Source organism: Mesorhizobium sp. M1B.F.Ca.ET.045.04.1.1 (genome assembly GCF_003952465.1).
In the GTDB taxonomy this organism is placed as follows: domain Bacteria; phylum Pseudomonadota; class Alphaproteobacteria; order Rhizobiales; family Rhizobiaceae; genus Mesorhizobium; species Mesorhizobium shonense.
Genome location: NZ_CP034448.1, coordinates 5,014,979 through 5,034,376, shown reverse-complemented (window position 1 = coordinate 5,034,376; position 19,398 = coordinate 5,014,979). Strand labels below are relative to the sequence as shown.

Annotated in this window: 23 protein-coding genes and 4 tRNA genes; 8 read left to right on the top strand and 19 right to left on the bottom strand. The window is 62.8% G+C overall.

Annotation, left to right across the window (positions count from 1 at the left end; translation table 11 throughout):
• Positions 1-271: 271 nt before the first annotated feature.
• The 9 genes from rplA to tuf all read right to left on the bottom strand — a co-directional run bounded on the left by rplA (position 272) and on the right by tuf (position 6,996).
• Entirely contained in the window at positions 272-970 is a 699-nt protein-coding gene (rplA, locus tag EJ071_RS24875) for a 50S ribosomal protein L1 (RefSeq protein ID WP_126100228.1), read from the bottom strand.
• Positions 971-974: 4 nt separating this feature from the next.
• A complete protein-coding gene (gene rplK / locus EJ071_RS24870; RefSeq protein ID WP_059189557.1) occupies positions 975-1,403 on the bottom strand; it encodes a 50S ribosomal protein L11 in 429 nt (142 codons plus the stop codon).
• 174 nt (positions 1,404-1,577) lie between these two features.
• The gene (nusG, locus tag EJ071_RS24865; protein ID WP_059189556.1) at positions 1,578-2,105 is read right to left on the bottom strand and encodes a transcription termination/antitermination protein NusG; all 528 of its coding nucleotides are present in this window, start codon (positions 2,103-2,105) and stop codon (positions 1,578-1,580) included.
• A 27-nt stretch (positions 2,106-2,132) separates the two neighbouring features.
• Positions 2,133-2,336: a preprotein translocase subunit SecE gene (gene secE, locus EJ071_RS24860; RefSeq protein WP_040974128.1), complete on the bottom strand. Its 204-nt coding sequence runs from the start codon at positions 2,334-2,336 to the stop codon at positions 2,133-2,135.
• A gap of 347 nt (positions 2,337-2,683) precedes the next feature.
• Positions 2,684-2,759, bottom strand: a tRNA-Trp gene (locus tag EJ071_RS24855).
• Between the two features lie 36 nt (positions 2,760-2,795).
• Positions 2,796-3,305, bottom strand: coding sequence for a metal-dependent hydrolase (locus EJ071_RS24850; RefSeq protein ID WP_126100227.1), 510 nt, complete (start codon positions 3,303-3,305; stop codon positions 2,796-2,798).
• Between the two features lie 88 nt (positions 3,306-3,393).
• Positions 3,394-3,879, bottom strand: a complete 486-nt coding sequence (locus EJ071_RS24845) for a group II truncated hemoglobin (protein WP_126100226.1) — start codon at positions 3,877-3,879, stop codon at positions 3,394-3,396.
• Between the two features lie 101 nt (positions 3,880-3,980).
• A complete protein-coding gene (locus EJ071_RS24840) occupies positions 3,981-5,525 on the bottom strand; it encodes a hypothetical protein (RefSeq protein WP_126102712.1) in 1,545 nt (514 codons plus the stop codon).
• Positions 5,526-5,820: 295 nt separating this feature from the next.
• Complete coding sequence (tuf, locus tag EJ071_RS24835) at positions 5,821-6,996, bottom strand: elongation factor Tu (RefSeq protein ID WP_066989565.1); 1,176 nt, start codon at positions 6,994-6,996, stop codon at positions 5,821-5,823.
• Between the two features lie 285 nt (positions 6,997-7,281).
• On the opposite strand from tuf, the gene EJ071_RS24830 reads away from it, so the two are divergent.
• On the top strand, positions 7,282-8,169 hold the full coding sequence (locus EJ071_RS24830; protein ID WP_126100225.1) for a DMT family transporter: 888 nt from the start codon (positions 7,282-7,284) through the stop codon (positions 8,167-8,169).
• Positions 8,170-8,319: 150 nt separating this feature from the next.
• Here EJ071_RS24830 and EJ071_RS24825 read toward each other — a convergent pair whose 3' ends face one another.
• A complete protein-coding gene (locus EJ071_RS24825) occupies positions 8,320-8,577 on the bottom strand; it encodes a GlsB/YeaQ/YmgE family stress response membrane protein (protein ID WP_059184786.1) in 258 nt (85 codons plus the stop codon).
• A gap of 123 nt (positions 8,578-8,700) precedes the next feature.
• On the opposite strand from EJ071_RS24825, the gene EJ071_RS24820 reads away from it, so the two are divergent.
• The 3 genes from EJ071_RS24820 to EJ071_RS24810 all read left to right on the top strand — a co-directional run bounded on the left by EJ071_RS24820 (position 8,701) and on the right by EJ071_RS24810 (position 10,793).
• Complete coding sequence (locus EJ071_RS24820) at positions 8,701-9,159, top strand: YidB family protein (RefSeq protein WP_126100224.1); 459 nt, start codon at positions 8,701-8,703, stop codon at positions 9,157-9,159.
• Positions 9,160-9,279: 120 nt separating this feature from the next.
• Positions 9,280-10,077, top strand: a complete 798-nt coding sequence (locus tag EJ071_RS24815) for an SDR family oxidoreductase (protein ID WP_126100223.1) — start codon at positions 9,280-9,282, stop codon at positions 10,075-10,077.
• Positions 10,078-10,220: 143 nt separating this feature from the next.
• A complete protein-coding gene (locus EJ071_RS24810) occupies positions 10,221-10,793 on the top strand; it encodes a dihydrofolate reductase family protein (RefSeq protein ID WP_126100222.1) in 573 nt (190 codons plus the stop codon).
• A gap of 194 nt (positions 10,794-10,987) precedes the next feature.
• On the opposite strand, the gene EJ071_RS24805 is transcribed toward EJ071_RS24810, so the two are convergent.
• Positions 10,988-11,061: transfer RNA gene (locus EJ071_RS24805), tRNA-Gly, on the bottom strand.
• 87 nt (positions 11,062-11,148) lie between these two features.
• Positions 11,149-11,233: transfer RNA gene (locus EJ071_RS24800), tRNA-Tyr, on the bottom strand.
• Positions 11,234-11,432: 199 nt separating this feature from the next.
• Between EJ071_RS24800 and EJ071_RS24795 the strand changes: the two genes are divergently transcribed.
• The gene (locus tag EJ071_RS24795; RefSeq protein WP_126100221.1) at positions 11,433-12,296 is read left to right on the top strand and encodes an RNA methyltransferase; all 864 of its coding nucleotides are present in this window, start codon (positions 11,433-11,435) and stop codon (positions 12,294-12,296) included.
• A 70-nt stretch (positions 12,297-12,366) separates the two neighbouring features.
• Here EJ071_RS24795 and EJ071_RS24790 read toward each other — a convergent pair whose 3' ends face one another.
• From EJ071_RS24790 to gcl, 3 genes are all read right to left on the bottom strand, one after another.
• Positions 12,367-13,251: a 2-hydroxy-3-oxopropionate reductase gene (locus EJ071_RS24790; protein WP_126100220.1), complete on the bottom strand. Its 885-nt coding sequence runs from the start codon at positions 13,249-13,251 to the stop codon at positions 12,367-12,369.
• Positions 13,252-13,444: 193 nt separating this feature from the next.
• A complete protein-coding gene (otnI, locus tag EJ071_RS24785; RefSeq protein WP_126100219.1) occupies positions 13,445-14,242 on the bottom strand; it encodes a 2-oxo-tetronate isomerase in 798 nt (265 codons plus the stop codon).
• 26 nt (positions 14,243-14,268) lie between these two features.
• Positions 14,269-16,050 (bottom strand): glyoxylate carboligase, encoded by a 1,782-nt coding sequence (gcl, locus tag EJ071_RS24780; RefSeq protein ID WP_126100218.1) that lies wholly within the window; start codon positions 16,048-16,050, stop codon positions 14,269-14,271.
• 204 nt (positions 16,051-16,254) lie between these two features.
• On the opposite strand from gcl, the gene bhcR reads away from it, so the two are divergent.
• Positions 16,255-17,073 carry an HTH-type transcriptional regulator BhcR gene (gene bhcR, locus EJ071_RS24775; RefSeq protein WP_126100217.1) on the top strand — a complete coding sequence of 273 codons (819 nt, stop codon included), beginning with the start codon at positions 16,255-16,257 and terminating at the stop codon, positions 17,071-17,073.
• Here bhcR and EJ071_RS24770 read toward each other — a convergent pair whose 3' ends face one another.
• Complete coding sequence (locus EJ071_RS24770) at positions 17,074-17,433, bottom strand: hypothetical protein (protein WP_126100216.1); 360 nt, start codon at positions 17,431-17,433, stop codon at positions 17,074-17,076.
• A gap of 165 nt (positions 17,434-17,598) precedes the next feature.
• Between EJ071_RS24770 and EJ071_RS24765 the strand changes: the two genes are divergently transcribed.
• Positions 17,599-18,027, top strand: a complete 429-nt coding sequence (locus EJ071_RS24765; RefSeq protein WP_126100215.1) for a hypothetical protein — start codon at positions 17,599-17,601, stop codon at positions 18,025-18,027.
• Positions 18,028-18,099: 72 nt separating this feature from the next.
• Here EJ071_RS24765 and EJ071_RS24760 read toward each other — a convergent pair whose 3' ends face one another.
• The 3 genes from EJ071_RS24760 to EJ071_RS24750 all read right to left on the bottom strand — a co-directional run bounded on the left by EJ071_RS24760 (position 18,100) and on the right by EJ071_RS24750 (position 19,128).
• Entirely contained in the window at positions 18,100-18,414 is a 315-nt protein-coding gene (locus EJ071_RS24760) for a BA14K family protein (protein ID WP_126102711.1), read from the bottom strand.
• Positions 18,415-18,596: 182 nt separating this feature from the next.
• A complete protein-coding gene (locus EJ071_RS24755; protein WP_126100214.1) occupies positions 18,597-18,794 on the bottom strand; it encodes a hypothetical protein in 198 nt (65 codons plus the stop codon).
• 166 nt (positions 18,795-18,960) lie between these two features.
• Complete coding sequence (locus tag EJ071_RS24750) at positions 18,961-19,128, bottom strand: hypothetical protein (RefSeq protein WP_126100213.1); 168 nt, start codon at positions 19,126-19,128, stop codon at positions 18,961-18,963.
• A gap of 151 nt (positions 19,129-19,279) precedes the next feature.
• On the opposite strand from EJ071_RS24750, the gene EJ071_RS24745 reads away from it, so the two are divergent.
• Positions 19,280-19,355: transfer RNA gene (locus tag EJ071_RS24745), tRNA-Thr, on the top strand.
• Positions 19,356-19,398 lie beyond the last annotated feature (43 nt).

Here is a 19,398-nt window from a genome sequence, read left to right as displayed (position 1 = left end):
AAGGCAAACACGGTTCGAACCTTTCATTGGAGCTTGTCGCTCCTTTGTCGGGTCTTCACCCGTCTCATGCAGGCCCATGCGAATTAAGGCTTTTGGGCCGCCTGCAATCTCGGACAGGATATCCGGAAACCTTTCGGCTTCCGGGGTACCGGGCCGCCGACGGATCGGCGGTCCGGAATTCTTCTTTGTTGGAGCATGATCTTTTCCGAAAACCGGTTCCCACTTTTCGGGATCATGCTCTAGCGACCGGCCGAAGCCGGTCAGGCGACACTTACGACGCGGCGAGCGTCGCGATGTCGAGCTTGAGGCCGGGGCCCATCGTCGAGGTGACCGACACCTTCTTGACGTAGTTGCCCTTAGCGCCGGCGGGCTTTGCCTTGTTCACCGCATCGGCGAAGGCCCGGACATTTTCTTCCAGCGCCTTGACGTCGAACGAGACCTTGCCGACGCCGGCCTGGACGATGCCGGCCTTCTCGACGCGGAACTCGACGGCGCCGCCCTTCGAAGCCTTGACGGCGGCCGCGACATCGGGGGTCACGGTGCCGACCTTCGGGTTCGGCATCATGCCGCGCGGGCCGAGCACCTTACCCAGACGGCCGACCAGCGGCATCATGTCCGGGGTGGCGATGCAGCGATCGAAGTCGATCGTGCCCTTCTGGACGATCTCGACAAGGTCCTCGGCGCCAACGATATCGGCGCCGGCGGCCTTGGCTTCCTCGGCCTTGTCGCCGCGCGCGAACACCGCGACGCGAACCGAGCGGCCGGTGCCGTTCGGCAGGTTGACCACGCCGCGGACCATCTGGTCGGCATGGCGGGGATCGACGCCGAGGTTCATCGAAATCTCGACGGTCTCGTCGAACTTCACCGTGGACCGGTCCTTGAGCAGCTGCAGCGCCTCGTTGAGGGCGTAAGCCTTGTTCGGATCGATGCCTTCGCGACTCTTGGCAACTCGCTTTGCAATCTTTGCCATGATCTTAGCCCACCACTTCCAGGCCCATCGAGCGGGCGGAACCCTCGACCATGCGCATGGCCGCCTCGACGTCGTTTGCGTTCAGGTCCTTCATCTTCTGCTCGGCGATCTGGCGCACCTTGTCGCGCGAGATCGTGCCGGCCTTCACCTTGCCCGGCTCCTTCGAGCCCGACTTCAGATTGGCGGCCTTTTTCAGGAAGTAGCTCACCGGCGGCGTCTTCATGACGAAGGTGAACGACTTGTCCTGGTAGTAGGTGATGACGACCGGGATGGGCGAGCCCTTCTCCAGCTCCTGGGTCTGCGCGTTGAACGCCTTGCAGAACTCCATGATGTTGATGCCGCGCTGACCAAGCGCCGGGCCGATCGGGGGCGACGGCGTGGCTGAGCCCGCGGCAACCTGGAGCTTGAGCTGGCCTGCAACTTTCTTAGCCATCTCTATTCCTGCCTTTTCTCATGCCGGCCCCACCATCTGGGAAATGCCGGCGGTTGCAGTCTGGTGGTGCGGTTCCCGCGGCCGGCTAAGCCGCTTTCGCCTCCCACCCGTTGATGGCAGCGCTTTGCTTCGCGCCGCCGACCCCTTTTGCCTGTCGACTGAGGGATCTTCGGATCAGCCCTTTTCGACCTGTCCGAATTCCAGATCGACGGGCACCGCGCGCCCGAAGATCGAAACTTCCACCTTGAGGCGCGCCCGCTCCTCGTCCACTTCCTGGACGAAGCCGTTGAACGACGCGAACGGACCGTCCGACACGCGGATCGCCTCGCCGATCTCGAAGGTGACCGACGGCTTCGGCCGCTCGACGCCTTCCTGAACCTGGTTCAGGATGCGCTGCGCCTCGGTCTCGGTGATCGGCACCGGCTTGGAGTCGCCGAGGAAGCCGGTGACTTTCGGCGTGTTCTTGACCAGCGAGAACACGGCGTCCGTCAGGTTGGCCTTCAGAAGCACATAGCCCGGGAAGAACTTGCGCTCGGCATCGACCTTGCGGCCGCGGCGGATCTCGACGACCTTCTCGGTCGGCACGACGATCTGCTCGATCTCGCCGGACAGGCCCTTCTGCTTGGCCTTGTTCTCGATGTCCTCGGCGACCTTCTTTTCGAAGTTCGAATAAGCGTGGACGATGTACCACCGCGCAGTCATTTCACGACCTCTCCGTAATCGCCGAACTTAATGTCCGAGGCCCAATATCCACTCGATCGCATAGCCCATGGCTATGTCGGCGGCGAAAAAGAAGATCATGGCGATGACCGCGAACACCAGGACCATCACCGTCGAGATCATGGTCTCGCGGCGCGAGGGCCATGTCACCTTGGCCGTCTCCGCACGAACCTGCTGGAGAAAGGTGAAAGGATTAGTGGTTTTCGAAGCCATGTGCCGCCTGTCTTCGAGACCCGTTGGCCGGGCCTCCTGGATGATCCCGCTGGCCGGGACGTGCCGCCTGGGCTTCGTGCCGGCGCCGAATCAGCGCCACCATTTCGCCCACGCAAATCAGACGCGTAAAGCCGGCTTCCCAGCTCCACGCGTCGCGTGTCTGTTCAGTCTACATAAAACCGATTCTTGGTCCACGCAAGTGGCAAGTGTTCCGCTTTATGTTCGAGCGCCGCCTCGGAACCATCCAGTCGTTCCGTTCCGGCTATGCGAGGCCTTATGCCCCAGTTTTCCCTATATGGCAAGCCACCCGCCTGTTTTCAACGGCGAAGCAACCGGCACTTGGGGGATGGCACGGGCAGCAGGGCTCGAACCTACGACCTGCGGTTTTGGAGACCGCCGCTCTACCAACTGAGCTATGCCCGTATACGGGCGCTGCTATTTCACAAAGCTGATGAGAACTCAAGTGCCCTTTTGAGGCGTGTCGACCGGAAGTGGCGGTCGCTGCCATCCAAGCCACAAGGCCCAGATGCAAATCACGAGCTCAAGCCCAAAAGTCCAGTTCAGAACGAAGCTCAGCACCCAGTTCCCGTATCTGGCCGGAACGATCACGATCTCAAAAGGATGATGGCTGAAGGGCGCCAGCCACATGAGCGGCGATACCACCGTGTCGAGCGCCATGTGCAGCATGGCTCCAGCAAATAAGACGGCGATCAATGGCAGATGCAATGAACCGAGCAACCGGCCGACCGACAGGCTTACGGACCCAATCGCTGCCCAGAACAACGGCCAATGCGTGATGTAGGCGTGGTGGTGAATGCGACCGAAATCGATCAGATGGAAATAGAGCATGTCGATGTCCGGGATGACGCTGCCGAGCATTGCAGCAGTCACGATGCCAGGCTCATCCCGCCACCGTCTTCGCGCGAATTTTCCCAGAATATAGCCCGAAGGGAGATGGGCGATCAGCATGCAAGGCCGCCCCGCATTGATGCGGGGACCGTGCCGTGTCTTTGCGGCGTCATCTTCTCGTAATTTTGCAGAAACCCAGCATCTTCCGCTACGATTTCCCCGCCGGCGGCTTGTATGGCCCGCCAGGTACGCCCCAGCCCCAGGCCGGCATCGGCTCGGTCTCCGGGTCGCAGGTCTCGCCGAGATTGGAATTCATCTTCGCCAGCCGCGATCCCCATTCGACATAGCCCATGAAGGCTGAACGGAATTCGGGATCGTCGGGCAGGCCGACCGCGTCCGCGGCATCGGCCAGGAGATTGATCCAGCGCCGCCGCTGGTCCTCGCTCAGGTGCTTGCCGAGATGATGCATGACCATCTCGCGGTGGCCGCCATGCTTTTCGCTGTAGGTCTTCGGTCCGCCAAAAACCTCGCCGATGAAGGCGGCGACATGCGCGGGATGATCCGGCGACATATGCCTGAACACCGGACCGACGATCGGGTCCAGGGCCACCTTGTCGTAAAAGGTCTGCGTCAGCCGGTTGAGCGCTTCCGCGCCGCCGGCCCATTCGAACAAAGTCGGGATATCCTCGCTCATCGCTGGTCCTCCTCGAGCCTATCCGCCTCGACAGGCCGCGGAGGATAACGCAAGCCCTCCCCGGCTCAACCTGCCTCGATGGCCAGCTGGCGCATCCGCGCTTACAGCTTCGCCGGCGCCTCCGCCTCGGCATTGGCGGACGGCAGAACACGGCAATTGTCGGGCTTGGGCGACGACTTGCAGATGGTGGCGCCCGTGAGCGCGTCCACAGATTGGCGTCCGGTCGTCAGTCCGAATTTTTGCATCTCGTCCTGGCTGAGCTCGCGGTGGCTCGAATAGAGCACCGACTGCATGGTCGAGAACAGGGCCGACCCGACCGCCATCTCGTCGAGATACGCCATGACCTTGTCCGCCATCCCCAGCGAATGCAGGCTGAGATGCGCGCTGGCGCCGACGAGGCGCCTGGAGCCGCCGGCGATCATCACGGCGCACGCCGAGTCACATTCGGCGCCGGCATCGACGGTGAGCCCGGTGTGGAAGCCGTCCTTGGCGGCGCACCCCGCGGCGCCCGGATCGCAATCGAGAAAGTCGGTGCGGGCGACCGCGACATCCAATCCGCGCTCGCGGATCAGCCGGCCGGCGGCAAGCGCGCCCTGCACGTCGCCGCCCGGCGAGTTGACCACGACGGGCAGCCGGCGTCCGCCGGCCGTATCGAGCAGCTCGCGCAGCCTGTCCGGCGTGCCGGCGGCAATCGTCCCTTCCGCCGAAATCCATTCCGGGCAGTCGGGATTGCAGAGCGGGTTGCTGCCGCGAACCAGCACGAAGCGCATCTCCTGTTCCGGCTTGAAGGATGGTGCAGCCTCTACCGATTGAGGAGAAGTCGGCTTGACCTCGACGGTTGCAACCTCGGCCGGCTTGGCGTTGCCGTCCGCCGGTGTTTCCCTGCAGTTCGCCGGCACGGGACTGCGTTGGCAAATGGTCTTCCCGGTTAGAAGGTCGAGCGTATCGAGGCTGGTGACGAGCTTCATCTCCAGCATATCCTCGGGCTCTATCTGCCTTATGTCGGTTGCTGGCGTCGCCTTCATCACGTCCAGCACGCCCTGCTCGACGCCCATTTCCCTCAGATAGCCGGACAGCCGTTTCTCGACCGCCTTGCTCATCTCATAGGTCTTGTAGCTGCCTGCATTCTTGCGGCTGACGATCTTGGTGCTGATGACCTTCTTCTTGCCGTTCACAATTCTGTAGGTGGTGCGGTAGAGCAGCTTTTCCCGGTGATAGGTCGTGGTGATCTGATGGACGCCAAGAAAGGCCCACTCGCCGACGACGCGGCGCATGCCTCCGGAAAACATCAGCGGACAGGCCGAGTTGCACATGGCGCCGCTGTCATAGGCGATGCCGAGATAGGGCGCGGCCTTGCTGTCATCGTCCTGGCAGTTCTTCATCTCCGGCGAGCAGCCGGAAAACTCCGTCGTGCCCACGGCGATGTCGAGCTTGTTCTTGCGGATCATGCGGCCGAGCTGAATCGCGGCATCGACATTGCCGCCCGGAGAATTGACCACGACCGGCAACTGCCGGCCGCCGAGCGTCTTCAAGAGGTGCCTGAACAGCGCCGGCGTGCCGGCCTCGATGGTGCCTTCCGCCGAAATCCATTCCGGGCAATTGGGCTCGCAGCCCTGCGCGCTGCTGCGTACCACGGCAAAGTGCATCGTCGGACCGAGATCGGGCGCCTGTTCCTTGGCCTCCACGACGAAGCTGGCCAAGCCGATCGCGGCGACCAACCCCAGACGGAAGAGCCCGCGCCACCACCGAATGCTGTCTGAACGGCGTTCCGAAACCACGCTTGCGAAGCCCCCACGGGTACAACCCATACTAGTTGGGGCGATGCCGCTTGCAAACAGCTTTGAAAGACGTGGCGCAACACTTGGCCTGCGGAGCGCCGGAAACGAAAAAGGGCGGCCCGAAGACCGCCCTTTCCTTTCGAACCGGCGAATGCCGGATCGATTATTCCTTGATGGTGACGACGATGCCGGCACCGACGGTGCGGCCGCCTTCACGGATGGCGAAGCGCAGCTTCTCTTCCATGGCGATCGGCACGATCAGCTCGACGTCGACGGTGATGTTGTCGCCGGGCATCACCATCTCGGTGCCGGCCGGCAGCGTCACGATGCCCGTCACGTCGGTGGTGCGGAAGTAGAACTGCGGACGGTAGTTGGTGAAGAACGGCGTGTGACGGCCGCCCTCGTCCTTGGTCAGGATGTAGGCTTCGGCAACGAACTTCTTGTGCGGCTTCACCGAGCCCGGCTTGGCCAGAACCTGGCCGCGCTCCACACCCTCGCGGTCGATGCCGCGCAGCAGCGCGCCGATGTTGTCGCCGGCCTGGCCCTGGTCGAGCAGCTTGCGGAACATCTCGACGCCCGTGCAGGTCGTCTTGGCCGTCGGACGGATGCCGACGATCTCCAGCTCTTCGCCGACCTTGACCACGCCGCGCTCGACGCGCCCGGTCACCACCGTGCCGCGGCCCGAGATCGAGAACACGTCCTCGATCGGCATCAGGAACGGCTTGTCCAGCGGACGAACCGGCGTCGGGATGTAGGCGTCGACCTGAGCCATCAGCTCGCGGATGGCGTCCTCGCCGATGGTCTTGTTGGAGTCCTCAAGCGCGGCCAGCGCCGAGCCCTTGACGATCGGAATGTCGTCGCCGGGGAACTCGTTCTTGGTCAACAGCTCGCGAACCTCGAGCTCGACCAGCTCCAGAAGCTCGGCGTCGTCGACCTGGTCGACCTTGTTCAGGAACACCACGATCGAGGGCACGCCGACCTGACGGGCCAAGAGGATGTGCTCGCGGGTCTGCGGCATCGGGCCGTCGGCGGCCGAAACCACCAGGATCGCGCCGTCCATCTGGGCGGCACCCGTGATCATGTTCTTCACATAGTCGGCGTGGCCGGGGCAGTCGACGTGGGCATAGTGACGGTTGGCCGTCTCGTACTCGACATGCGCCGTCGAGATCGTGATGCCGCGCGCCTTCTCTTCGGGCGCCGCGTCGATCTGGTCATAGCGCTTGTATTCGCCAAAATACTTCGTGATCGCCGCCGTCAGCGACGTCTTGCCATGATCGACGTGGCCGATCGTGCCAATGTTCACATGCGGCTTGGTGCGCTCGAATTTACCTTTTGCCATAGTCTCTTTCCTTGGGCGGCCTTTGACCTTCAGTTCAGTCGAATGCGGGGCGATTAGCGACAACGGCCGCAAAACACAAGTGCCTTGTGGCTGAGCGTTCTGGCGCTCGACCCGAACCTATGATCCGATTTCAGGATATGGCGCGGATATAGGATTGCCGCAGACGAATTCAAATGGGCGTGGTTCAACGCCTCGGCTCCTCATCAACAGCTTCCCGCGGATAGCAGCAAGATCGACCGGAACTGGCCCATTGCCGCCGCGACGCGCCTCTGATTTCTTCGGCAAATGCAGTTCATTCCGGCAAATATCCGCGGTCCGCTGTTCATGATCGTCTCGACGGGGTCCTACCTCGTCAACGACACGATGATGAAGCTCGCGACCGCAGGACTGCCGCCTTATGAGGTGCTTCTGCTGCGCGGCGCGGCCGCGACGCTATGGGGCATGCCGCTGCTTTTCATGCTGGGCTACGGCAGGCAGATCCCGCTGCTATTCGAGCGCAAGGTGCTGCGCCGGAACGTTTGCGAACTGGCCGCGATCCTTTGCTACGTCGTTGCCTTGGCCAACATGCAGATCGCCGATTCGACGGCGCTCGGGCAGATCACGCCGCTTATCGTGTTGGTCGGATCCTCGATCCTGTTCGGCGAGAAGATCGGCGCCGCGCGCATGGCGCTGATCGGCCTCGGCTTTGTCGGCGCCGTCATGGTCGCGCAGCCGACGATGCAAGGTATTTCCATCTATGCCTTGCTGGCGCTCGGCAACGCGGCCATGGCCGCGGCGCGCGACCTCGCCGGACGCAAGGTGGGCGCCGAGGTGCCCGGCATGATCGTCGCCATCTCTGCTGTCCTGGTGGTGCTGATCGGCTCAGGGATCGCGCACGTCGTTTCCGAGCAGTGGGTGGTGCCGGAGGGTCGCCACCTGCTGCTCATAGCCGGCGCCGGCCTGTTCCTGATCTTCGGCCATTTCTTCATCTTCATGGCCTATCGCGTCGGACCGACAAGCGCGGTGGCGCCCTTCTACTACTGCTTCACCGTCTGGGCGGTGATTTCCGGCCTGCTGGTCTTCGGCCAATTCCCGAATGCGCTCGCGGTCTTCGGCATCCTCTTGGTGATCGGCAGCGGCCTTGCCATCGTCTCGCTCGACGAAAGGCGTCGGCGGCTGGCGGTGGTCGCCTGAGGCTGCCCTGTCCGCGGAGCCTGGCGCTCTACCGGCTTCCAGCGGACGCCGGGCAGGGATCGCTGGCCAATGCGCCGCCATACGATCGCGCCGCGACCGGGCCAAAACATCACGATCGCCCGCAGCCGGAAGGGCTGTGAGCCTATCCGGTTACAGCGTGCGCTTGCCGGAGAACTGGTGATAGGCCCACAGCACGACGACCGAGCCGATGACGGCGACGATCAGGCTCCAGATGTTGAGGCCGGTGACGCCCGATGCGCCAAAGGCGCTGAAGATCACCCCGCCGACGATGGCGCCGACGATGCCGAGCACAATGTCCATTATCATGCCCTGGCCGGTCTTGTTGACGATCTTGCTGCCGATGAAGCCGGCGACGACGCCGAGAATGATCCAGCTGATGATGCCCATTTTTTCCCTCCAATCCCCGCCATGACAATCATTTTCATATGATTGTCAAAAGCTCAAGACAGCTTGAAATTCCCCCCGGTTGCGCCATTCTGGCGCCGGGGCGGACTTGATAGGAGATCCACGATGGGCCTTTTTGACAACGCCGTCCCCGGCGGCAACATCACCAAACCGCTGATGATCGCTCTCGGTGCGCTGCTGGTCGGCAAAATGCTGAGCGGCAGGAGCGAGGAACAGCCGGCCGAACCTCAAGCCCCGGTACCGACTCCCGCCGGAACCGGAACCTCCGCCGATGGCGGCCTGCTCGGCGGACTGGGAGGGCTGCTCGACAAGCTCAAGGATGCCGGGCATGGCGGCGTTGCCGATTCCTGGGTCGGCACCGGCCAGAACCAGCCGATCAACGCCAACGACCTTGGCGCAGCGATCGGCCCGCAGGTCATCCGCGAGATCGCGCAGCGGACGGGTTTGAACGAACAGGAGCTGCTGCAGCAATTGTCCGCGGCGCTGCCCGGTATCGTCGACAAGCTGACGCCGAACGGCCAGATCCCGCAGAACCATCAGGTCGCTTCGGCCTTCAACAGCTAGGCGGCAGGGACCAAAAGGGGAATGCTCATTCCCTCTTCACCTCGAAAACCGATTGCATTTTCGTATCACTGACGGTACAGGAAACCAATTGCGAAATGCAATCGGTTTTCGAGGTGAACAATGATGCTGCAAAACAAGGTGGCGATCGTCTACGGCGGTGGCGGCGCGATAGGCGGGGCAGTTGCACGCGCTTTTGCGAAAGAAGGAGCCGAACTTTTCCTCGCTGGCCGAACAAAGGAAAAGCTGGATGCGGTCGCAGATGACATTCGTAGCGTAGGCGGTCGCGCCGAGGTTTCTGTCATCGACGCCCTCAACGAGAAGGAGGTCGCACTGCATTCAGCGCGGGTTGCTGCCAAGGCGGGCGGGATTGACATCGCGTTCAATGGACTTGGCATAAATCATGTGCAGGGCATCCTTCTCAAAGATTTGTCGGCAGCAGACTTCCTTCATCCGATCACGGCCTACGCGACGGCATACTTCATCACTGCCCGAGCCGTGACGCCGCACATGGCGTCTCGGGGCTCGGGCGTTATCATGATGCCATCGACACCGGGCGCTCGAATGCCCGGCACAGGATTTCTCGGCTACGGAGTTTCCTGTGCCGCCACGGAGGGCATGACACGGCTGCTGGCCGCAGAACTCGCTCCGGCCGGTGTCCGGGTCGTGTGCATACGGTCGCACGCAATTCCAGAGGCTGCGGCCATGGGATCTCACTCCCGCGATGTGTTCGAGCCTGTCGCCCGAAGCGCAGGCATCAGCCTCGAGGAGATGATGGAGGGAGTAGCGGCGGGAACGATGCTAAGGCAGCTTCCCACTCTTGATCAGGTGGCGAATGCCGCCGTATTCGCTGCCTCACCGCATGCGGCGTCAATGACCGGGGCCGTCATCAATCTCACCGGCGGCGCGGTGGTAGACTAGATTTCCTCCGGCCAGTGCAGATCAGCGAATGTCGCAGAAATCCCAAACTCACGACATGGCGAATTTCAGGATTACCGCGACCATAGCTAGCTAGTTCCCATCGGACGCGCTGGAGCGCGTCGGCCCTGCGATGAAGATAGCCGATGACACAAGTGCTCATTGACGCCACCATATCGCTGGACGGTTTCATGGCCGGCCCCAACGTCAGCGTCGCGCACCCAATGGGTGAGGGCGGCCTGCGGCTGCACGAGTGGCTGTCTAACAGCTCGTCCAGCCCGGTCGATGCCAAAGCCGAGAGCGACAGCCACGAGGCGACGGGCGCGGTGGTGCTGGGCCGGCGCACTTTCGACGTCGGCTACGGGGTGTGGAACGACACGCCGTTCGCGACCCCGTGCTTCGTGCTCACCCACGCCCCGCTGGAGCCGCGGGTCGAGAAGAGTGGCACGTTCACCTTCGTCACCGACGTGAAGGACGCTTACGCGCAGGCCGTCGCCGCGGCCGGGGACACGGTGGTGCGACTGATGGGCGCCGAGGTGTCCCAGCACTTCCTCAAGGCCGGGCTCGTCGACGAGATCCGGGTGCAGATCGCGCCCGTGATGCTCGGTTCCGGCACGCGCCTTTTCGAGCACCTCGGCGTAAAACATATCGAGCTGGAGCAGTTGGGGGCGGTCCAGTCGCCGTACGTCACCCACCTGCGCTACCGCCCGAAGCCGTGACCCGACCTCTCCTGGGGCGGTCGGCCTTCCCTTTGCCGGCTGGCGCCAGGAGAGCAACCTCGACGAAGACATTGCTCGACGCCAGCGGCTGCGATCCGGCATGGACCCGCCTTCGCCTCGGGAGACCGCAAGCGAATGCGCTGCGCGCTACGGCGCGTGGCATTTTCGTGCGATCAGCGATGCTAACTGAAATCTGGAGCGGGTAGCGGGAATCGAACCCGCATATTCAGCTTGGAAGGCTGCTGCTCTACCACTGAGCTATACCCGCGCCTTACACTGAAGTACCGGATTCACCCAAAAAGCGCCATGCACTTTCGGTCCGAGACTTTTCGTTTCAGGGCTTCCGGGCCGGCAGTGGTGGAGAGGGTTGGATTCGAACCAACGTAGGCTAAGCCAACGGATTTACAGTCCGTCCCCTTTAACCACTCGGGCACCTCTCCAGTCTGCCGCCGGAGCCATGCAACGAGGCATTCATGCCGATCCGGAGCCCGAGTAAGGATCTTCTCCGAAATCAGCGAAGCGCCTTATGGCGGCAAGGCCGGTGGGTGTCAACCGGCGTGGCCAGGGTTTTTCGAGGATGTTCGGCATTCATTTTCGCAGCCGGTATCCTTAGCCGGACGGGACGGCTATAGAAGCCGCATGAGCGACAACAAAAGCAACAAGCCGGGTACGCCAAAGGATACCCACTACGCCAAACTTAGGCGCGCGCATCGCGACCAGAAGGCCGGCGGCGCGCCCGCATTCCGGCCGCGCCAGCCGGTGCCGCCGGGTGAAGGACCCGCCGAGGGGTTGGTGCGGCTCTATGGCCTGCACACGGTGCGGGCGGCGCTCGACAATCGGCGGCGCAAGATCAAGAAAATGCTGGTGACGCGAAACGCCGCCGAGCGCTTGGCGATCGGCGATCTCTCCGCCCTGCCCTTCAAGACCGAGCTGGTCGAGCCGAAGGACATCGACAGGATCACCGGCTCAGACGCCGTGCATCAGGGCGTGCTGATCGAGGCCGAGCCACTCAAGCCTAAGCGCCTCGACGCGCTCGGCGACACCAGGCTCGTTCTTGTGCTCGACCAGGTGACCGATCCGCACAATGTCGGCGCGATCCTGCGCTCGGCTGTTGCCTTCGGCGCCGGCGCGCTGATCACCACGGCGCGCCACAGCCCGCAGGAATCGGGCGTACTGGCGAAATCCGCCTCCGGCGCGCTCGAGCATATCGACCAGATCGAGGTGAAGAACCTGGCCGATGCGCTCGGCCAATTGCACGAGGCCGGCTTCCAGACGATTGGGCTCGATTCCGACGGGCCGGCGGAGTTGGAGAAAACATTCGCTGGCGACAAGATCGCCCTGGTGCTGGGTGCCGAAGGCAAAGGCTTACGCCAGAAGACGCGCGAGACCGTCGCCGCGCTCGCCCGTCTCGACATGCCCGGCGCCATCCGCTCGCTCAACGTGTCGAACGCGGCGGCTGTGAGCCTTTATGCGGCGAGGAAATTCCTGGCGAATAGCGAATAGCGAATATTCTGAACACGATGACTTTGGGCCTTCAATCCCCTATTCGCTACTCGCTATTCGCTATTCGCTTCTACGCCACTTCGTGGCCCGCCATCCGCTCCAGCGCCCTGACCAGCGCTGAATGATCTTCCTTGGCGCCGCCATTGGCGGCGCAGGAGTTGAACAGCTGCTGCGTGGTCGAGGTGTTGGGCAGCGAAACGCCGAGCGTCTTTGCGCCTTCCAACGCCAGGTTGAGGTCCTTCTGGTGCAGCTCGATGCGGAAGCCGGGCTCGAAGGTGCGCTTGATCATGCGCTCGCCATGCACTTCGAGAATGCGCGAGGCGGCGAGCCCGCCCATCAGCGCCTGCCTGACCTTGGCCGGATCGGCGCCCGCCTTCGAGGCGAAGACGAGCGCTTCGCCGACGGCTTCGATGGTCAGCGCGACGACGATCTGGTTCGCGACCTTGGTGGTCTGGCCGACGCCGTTCGGGCCAACCAAAGTGATGTTCTTGCCCATCTTCTCGAACACCGGCCTGGCGCGCTCGAAGGGCTTTTCCTCGCCCCCGACCATGATGGTAAGCGAGGCCGCCTTGGCGCCGACTTCGCCGCCCGACACCGGAGCGTCGAGATAGTCGCAGCCGAGCTTGTTGACCTTCTTCGCGAATTCCTTGGTCTCGATCGGCGAGATCGAGCTCATGTCGATGACGAGCTTGCCCTTCGACAGGCCCGAAGCGACGCCATTCTCGCCGAACAGCACGTCGGCCACCTGCGGCGTATCCGGAACCATGGTGATGATGATGTCGGCAGCCTTGGCCACGGCATCATTGCCGGTCACGGTCTTCAGCCCTTTGGCGACGAGATCGGCCGGCGGCTTCGAGCGATGGTCACTGGCGACGACCGGATAGCCGGCATTGAGCAGGTGCCCCGCCATCGGCGCGCCCATGATGCCCAGTCCGATGAAGCCTATGGTTTCCATGATTTTTGCTCCTGAACGTCCTTCTTCAAATGTATCGAAGGTCGGCGCCGCCCCTCATCCGCCTGCCGGCACCTTCTCCCCGTATAGTGACGGGGAGAAGGGGACGACCGCAACGCTGGCGATCCCCTCTCCCCGTTCTTCACGGGGAGAGGGTAAGAGTGAGGGGCAGCGCCGGCCGTGGTTGGAAATCCGCCTAAGCCGCCGCACTCCCCTGCCCGGCAAATTCCCGGAACCAGCCGAGCCCTGCCTCCGTGCCGGCCTTCGGCTTGTATTCGGCGCCGATCCACCCGGAGTAGCCGAGGCGGTCGATGTGCTCGTAGAGGAAGGGATAGTTGATCTCGCCCGTCCCCGGCTCGTTACGACCGGGATTGTCCGCAAGCTGGATATGCGCGATGCGGCCGAGGTTTGCCTCGATGGTACGGGCGAGATCCCCCTCCATGATCTGCATGTGATAGATGTCGTATTGCAGGAACAGGTTCTTCGAACCGATGCGGTCGATCAGCGCCAGCGCATGGTCGGTATGGTTCAGGAAGAAGCCCGGAATGTCGCGTGTGTTGATCGGCTCGATCAACAGCCTGATGCCGGCCTGCTCCAGCTTCTCGGCCGCGAAGGCAAGGTTCTCGGCAAAGACGTTTTCCAACACGGTGCGATCCGCGCCCTGCGGCGCGATGCCGGCAAGGCAGTTGATCCGCTCGCAGCCCAGCGCGTGGGCGTAAGCGATCGCCTTGGCGACACCCTGGCGGAATTCCGGCACGCGGTCGGGCAGCGCGGCGATGCCGCGCTCGCCCTTCGCCCAGTCGCCCGCCGGCAGATTGAAGAGAACCTGGGTCAGGCCGTTCTTCTTCAGTCGCGCGGCTACGACATCCGGCGCATGGTCGTAAGGGCCGATATATTCGACGCCCTTGAAGCCGGCGCGGGCGGCGGCATCGAAGCGGTCGAGGAACTCGTGCTCGCCGAAGAGCATCGAAAGATTGGCTGAAAAACGCGGCATTCTTTTTCTCCTTCTCTGCGCCGGACTTAATCGAGCATCACGATCGCTGTCGGCGCATCCTCATGGCTTTCGGCAAGCTCCTCGAATTCCGTGATCTTGTCGATTTCGGCACCCATGGAAATGTTGGTGACGCGCTCGAGGATGAATTCGAGAACCACCGGAACCTGGTACTCCTTCATCAGCCGCTGCGCTTCCTTGAAGGCGCCGGCGAACTCTTCGGGCTTCCTCACCCTCACCGCCTTGCAGCCCATCGCCTCGGCGACCGCGACATGGTCGACACCATAGCCGGCCTCGGGATCGTCGGCGCGGTTGACGTTCTCGAAGGCGAGGCTGACCTCGTAGTCCATCGAGAAGCCGCGCTGCGCCTGGCGGATCAGGCCGAGATAGGCGTTGTTCACGACGACGTGGATATAGGGCAGCTTGTGCTGGGCGCCGACCGCCAGCTCCTCGATCATGAACTGGAAGTCGTAGTCGCCGGAGAGCGCCACGATATCCCGATCCGGATCGGCGGCACGCACGCCGAGGGCTGCCGGCAGTGTCCAGCCGAGCGGGCCGGCCTGGCCGCAATTGATCCAGTTGCGCGGCTTGTAGACATGCAGGAACTGCGCGCCGGCGATCTGCGACAGGCCGATCGTCGTGACATAGGTAGTGTCGCGGGCAAAAGCCTTGTTCATCTCCTCATAGACACGCTGCGGCTTCAACGGCACCTGCTCGAAATGCGTCTTGCGCTTCATGGTCTTCTTGCGCTGCTGGCATTCCTTGGCCCAGCCCGACCAGTCGCGCAGCTTGCCGGCTGTGCGCCATTCGGTGGCGACGTCGAGCAGGATCTTCAGCGCAGCGCCCGCATCCGAGACGACGCCGAGGTCGGGCGCAAAGACGCGGCCGATCTGCGTGGGCTCGATGTCGACATGGATGAATTTTTTCCCCTTGGTGTAGACGTCGACGGAGCCGGTGTGGCGGTTGGCCCAGCGGTTGCCGATGCCGAAGACGAAGTCGGAAGCCAGCATCGTCGCGTTGCCGTAGCGATGCGAGGTCTGCAGGCCGCACATGCCGGCCATCAGCCGGTGGTCGTCGGGGATCGCGCCCCAGCCCATCAGCGTCGGGATGACCGGCACGCCGGTGACTTCGGCGAACTCGATCAGCAAATCGGAAGCATCGGCGTTGATGATGCCGCCGCCGGCGACGATCAGCGGCTTTTCCGCCTGGTTGAGCATCGAAAGCGCTTTCTCGGCCTGGGCGCGCGTCATCGCCGGCTTGAATGGAGCGAGCGGCTCATAGGCATCGATGTCGAACTCGATCTCGGCGAACTGAACGTCGAGCGGCAGGTCGATCAGCACTGGGCCCGGCCGCGAGGAGCGCATCAGATGAAACGCCTTCTGCAGCGCCATCGGCACCAGATAGGGCTCCATGACGGTGACCGCCCATTTGGCGACGGGTGCTGCGATCGCGGCAATGTCGACGGCCTGGAAATCCTCCTTGTTGAGGCGCGCGCGGGGAGCTTGGCCAGTTATGCACAAGATCGGAATGGAATCCGCCGAGGCCGAATAGAGCCCGGTGATCATATCGGTGCCGGCCGGACCGGATGTGCCGATGCACAGCCCGATATTGCCGGCCTTGGCCCGCGTAAAACCTTCAGCCATGTGCGAGGCGCCCTCGACATGGCGCGCAAGCACATGGCGGATGGTGCCCCTCGCCTTCAGCGCCGAATAGAGGGGGTTGATCGCCGCGCCCGGCACGCCGAAGGCGTTGGTGATGCCTTCTTTTTCGAGAACGAGAACCGCTGCGTCGACAGCGCGCATCCTGGCCATATCCAGCCTCCACGTCGTTGGTTGGCTTGAGAATGCCAGTGCGCTCCGGATTTTTCAATTTTTTCAGAATATTTTTTCATTTCTAGAAAAGCGCTGTTATTCTCTGATTCCGCTTCGCTTTTCGTTTTCCAGAAAATCGCATTGGGAAATCAGTGAAAAACTTTTTCATTGCGCTTGGCGGGAAATCGGCCAGAGTACGCGCGCATGGAAACCACGGAGAAACGCCAGCGCGGGCGGCCGCGCGCCTTCAACGGTCCGTCGGAAGCGGCCTCGGTGCAGTCGCTCGACCGGGCGCTTCGCATCCTGGCGATCGTCGCCGAGGCGAGCGGCCTGTCCTTGAGCGAGATCGCAGCGCGCAGCGGCATTGCGGCCTCCACCGCCTACCGCATGCTGACGACGCTGGAGAACCACGGCATGGTCGAATTCGATACGACGGACCAGCTATGGTCGATCGGGGTCGAGACCTACCGCATGGGAGCGGCTTTCCTGCGCCGCCGCAAGCTGGTCGACCGCGCCCGCATCGTCATGCAGGAACTGATGGAGAAGACCGGCGAAACCGCCAATCTCGGCGTCGCCGAGGACGATTGCGTGGTGTTCGTCAGCCAGGTCGAGACGCACCAGGCGATCCGCGCCTTCTTCCGGCCGGGCACGCGCAGTTCCTTCCATGCTTCGGGCATCGGCAAGGCGGTGCTGGCGCATCTCGAGCCCGAGCGAGTGGCCGCCATCCTGCGCAAGGCAGGCCTGCAGCGCTACACCGACAAGACGCTGTCCGATATTTCCGCCCTCGCCCACGATCTCGCGACCATCAAGCATCGCGGCTGGTCGGTCGACGACGAGGAACGCCATCCCGGCATGCGCTGCGTGGCCGCCGCCATCTTCAACGAGTTCGGCGAACCGATCGGCGGCGTTTCGGTGTCAGGCCCGACCGTTCGGGTGACGCCCGAACGTCTTGCCGAGATCGGCCCGCTGGTACGCGAGGCCGCGGCGGAAGTGACAAAGATGATTGGCGGTGTGACGGCTTGATCAGGACGCGCCCGGCAGGGCGCTTTTGGCCGCTATGTCGAAGAAATCGAGCAGGATCGCCAGCCCAACGCCGCAGGCGGTGCAGACCAGGCCGACAATGAAGATCCGGTTGGCGCGCGCATAGATCGGCCGCTGCAGCGATCTTGTGTCGAGCAGCATGGCCAGCGCCCGCATTTGCAGGGCGATGCCGACGAGGATCGGCACCACGGCAAGCAGATGGTAGGTTTGCCAGGGGATCGGGTTCGCCGCCCAATGCGTGATGAAGCCCAGCGAGAAGGCCAGCAGGATACCGACAGTGGTGACCGTGCCGTTGCGAAAAACCGGCTCGATCAGGTCTTCCTTCGGATCCTTCTCGTCCAAGCCACCCTCCCCTCGATTGGCGTCAAAGCCAGATTAAACGCTCGCAAAATCGCTGTACACCATTGGCTGCTTGGCAAAGGCCGACCAAACCACAGCCAAGCTGGGCGCAGCGGCTGAGCCTTGCCCGCCTTGCCGCGGTATTAGAATGCGTGCGAAAGGGCATGGATGCGGAAAACGGTTCAGCTTTTGCTCGCCGCCTCACTTTGCGGATGCGTGGCGGCGGCACCTCAGCCCGATGCCGGCGGTCAGCGCGTCGATCCTATTCCGATTTCGCTTGCGCTGGAGGAGATCATCACCACCGGCATCCGCCAGCGCTTGCATGATCCTGCCTTCGCCAAATTCGGGACGATGCTTGCCGGCGAGCGGGCGCTGAACGGCCACCAGGAGATCGTGGTCTGCGGTACTGTCAACGCTAGGAGCACTTCAGGTGCCTATGGCGGCGACGAACCTTTCATCGCCAAGATTTTCCCGGATGCCGGAAGCAGCTTCGAACTCGTCGCTATGGGCGACGGGTCGCCGAATGGCAGGCTTGTCGTCGGCGCAGCCTGCCGCACGGCCGGATTGCCGATACTCGACCTTGGCCCGAAGACTTAACTCTAAACACTTGTTTCAAGACGAAAAAGGGGCTGCGTGCAGCCCCTCTTCCCCTCGTTGTTCCGGCTCCTCTCAGAGGCGGCAATAGTGCGGATAGCCGTCGTAGCCGATATAGGTGTCCGAGCCCGGATCGTAGCTGGCATAGCGGGCGAGGCAGCGGCGAACGTGCCAGGAACCATCGTAGCCGTCCTCGACATAGACGGTGCGCGGCTGCTGCTGGGCGAGCAGGCTGCCCAGGACGAAACCGCCGACGCCGGCGGCGATGCCGACGCCGAGCTCGCGGCGGTGATGATGGCCGTGGGCGGCCGAGGGCTGGACGGTGCCCGCCAGGGTGCCGGCGGCGACGGTGGTTGCGATGAGGGTCGAAACGAGCGTGCGCTTGAACATGATGATCTCCTTGGTTTCGTGACCGAGGCGATCCATCCGCCTCTTGATCATCTGTCGTCCGACCCAGGAAAAAGGTTCGAAGATTTTTCCGATTTTTTGAGAACCGAAGAAATAGCCGCTTCCGATAGGCGAACGAAAAGGGCGGCCCGATGGCCGCCCTCCGAAGGCAAAAGGTCTTCTCGTCAAAGGAAGATGATCACCTTGCCGTGGTGATGGTGGTGATGGTTGTGGTGCCACCACCACCAAGGCTTCTTGTGATGATTGTGGTGATGATGGTGGTGATGATTGCCGTGAGCCGAGGACGTCTCGACCGTGGCGGCGAGCGCGCCGGTGGCGACGAAGACGGCGACGAGGCCGGACGTAAGCATACGCCTCAACATGATGATCTCCTGGATCCTTGATCGAGGCGACCATTCGCCTCTGGAGATCAGTCGCGGCGAAGCGGCAAAAGGTTCGAGGAATTGAGCGAATAGGGAGTAGCGAATAGCGAGTAGGGAAAGGGCGGCATGCGCTGAACCCTATTCGCTACTTCCTATTCGCTCTCTTTCATCCCATCCCCGTGATATGTCGCAGCCAGAAGGCCAGCGCGATGAAGCCGACGATGGTGGCAACGCCCGTCCAGTCGATATTGGCTTTCTTCAAATCGCTGACGGCCTTCACCAGGAGAAGCCAGGTCACGACGACGAGCGGCAGGATGATGACGAATCTGATCATGCGACACCCCCTACGGAGCAATTGCACCTGACAGAGATGTAGGAGGCGACGCGCCGCATTTCACCATGCCGGCTAAGCCACGCGGTCTATTAGCAACCCAAAACGGAGTTTTGTCTTTACTGGCGCACGGAATGTGCTACCGGAGCGCCGTGCCCTTGTAGCTCAGCTGGTAGAGCAGCGGTTTTGTAAACCGAAGGTCGCGGGTTCGATCCCTGCCGGGGGCACCATCCTTCGCTCTTCGAGCTTCGGATGGCGGGCCAACAGAAAGTC

What these genes read in the sequence shown, in the direction of transcription:
- rplA (WP_126100228.1), bottom strand. Translation starts at nt 970, where the DNA reads ATGGCAAAGATTGCAAAGCGAGTTGCCAAGAGTCGCGAAGGCATCGAT.
- rplK (WP_059189557.1), bottom strand. Translation starts at nt 1,403, where the DNA reads ATGGCTAAGAAAGTTGCAGGCCAGCTCAAGCTCCAGGTTGCCGCGGGC.
- nusG (WP_059189556.1), bottom strand. Translation starts at nt 2,105, where the DNA reads ATGACTGCGCGGTGGTACATCGTCCACGCTTATTCGAACTTCGAAAAG.
- secE (WP_040974128.1), bottom strand. Translation starts at nt 2,336, where the DNA reads ATGGCTTCGAAAACCACTAATCCTTTCACCTTTCTCCAGCAGGTTCGT.
- EJ071_RS24850 (WP_126100227.1), bottom strand. Translation starts at nt 3,305, where the DNA reads ATGCTGATCGCCCATCTCCCTTCGGGCTATATTCTGGGAAAATTCGCG.
- EJ071_RS24845 (WP_126100226.1), bottom strand. Translation starts at nt 3,879, where the DNA reads ATGAGCGAGGATATCCCGACTTTGTTCGAATGGGCCGGCGGCGCGGAA.
- EJ071_RS24840 (WP_126102712.1), bottom strand. Translation starts at nt 5,525, where the DNA reads ATGCACTTTGCCGTGGTACGCAGCAGCGCGCAGGGCTGCGAGCCCAAT.
- tuf (WP_066989565.1), bottom strand. Translation starts at nt 6,996, where the DNA reads ATGGCAAAAGGTAAATTCGAGCGCACCAAGCCGCATGTGAACATTGGC.
- EJ071_RS24830 (WP_126100225.1), top strand. Translation starts at nt 7,282, where the DNA reads ATGCAGTTCATTCCGGCAAATATCCGCGGTCCGCTGTTCATGATCGTC.
- EJ071_RS24825 (WP_059184786.1), bottom strand. Translation starts at nt 8,577, where the DNA reads ATGGGCATCATCAGCTGGATCATTCTCGGCGTCGTCGCCGGCTTCATC.
- EJ071_RS24820 (WP_126100224.1), top strand. Translation starts at nt 8,701, where the DNA reads ATGGGCCTTTTTGACAACGCCGTCCCCGGCGGCAACATCACCAAACCG.
- EJ071_RS24815 (WP_126100223.1), top strand. Translation starts at nt 9,280, where the DNA reads ATGATGCTGCAAAACAAGGTGGCGATCGTCTACGGCGGTGGCGGCGCG.
- EJ071_RS24810 (WP_126100222.1), top strand. Translation starts at nt 10,221, where the DNA reads ATGACACAAGTGCTCATTGACGCCACCATATCGCTGGACGGTTTCATG.
- EJ071_RS24795 (WP_126100221.1), top strand. Translation starts at nt 11,433, where the DNA reads ATGAGCGACAACAAAAGCAACAAGCCGGGTACGCCAAAGGATACCCAC.
- EJ071_RS24790 (WP_126100220.1), bottom strand. Translation starts at nt 13,251, where the DNA reads ATGGAAACCATAGGCTTCATCGGACTGGGCATCATGGGCGCGCCGATG.
- otnI (WP_126100219.1), bottom strand. Translation starts at nt 14,242, where the DNA reads ATGCCGCGTTTTTCAGCCAATCTTTCGATGCTCTTCGGCGAGCACGAG.
- gcl (WP_126100218.1), bottom strand. Translation starts at nt 16,050, where the DNA reads ATGGCCAGGATGCGCGCTGTCGACGCAGCGGTTCTCGTTCTCGAAAAA.
- bhcR (WP_126100217.1), top strand. Translation starts at nt 16,255, where the DNA reads ATGGAAACCACGGAGAAACGCCAGCGCGGGCGGCCGCGCGCCTTCAAC.
- EJ071_RS24765 (WP_126100215.1), top strand. Translation starts at nt 17,599, where the DNA reads ATGCGGAAAACGGTTCAGCTTTTGCTCGCCGCCTCACTTTGCGGATGC.
- EJ071_RS24760 (WP_126102711.1), bottom strand. Translation starts at nt 18,414, where the DNA reads ATGTTCAAGCGCACGCTCGTTTCGACCCTCATCGCAACCACCGTCGCC.
- EJ071_RS24755 (WP_126100214.1), bottom strand. Translation starts at nt 18,794, where the DNA reads ATGTTGAGGCGTATGCTTACGTCCGGCCTCGTCGCCGTCTTCGTCGCC.
- EJ071_RS24750 (WP_126100213.1), bottom strand. Translation starts at nt 19,128, where the DNA reads ATGATCAGATTCGTCATCATCCTGCCGCTCGTCGTCGTGACCTGGCTT.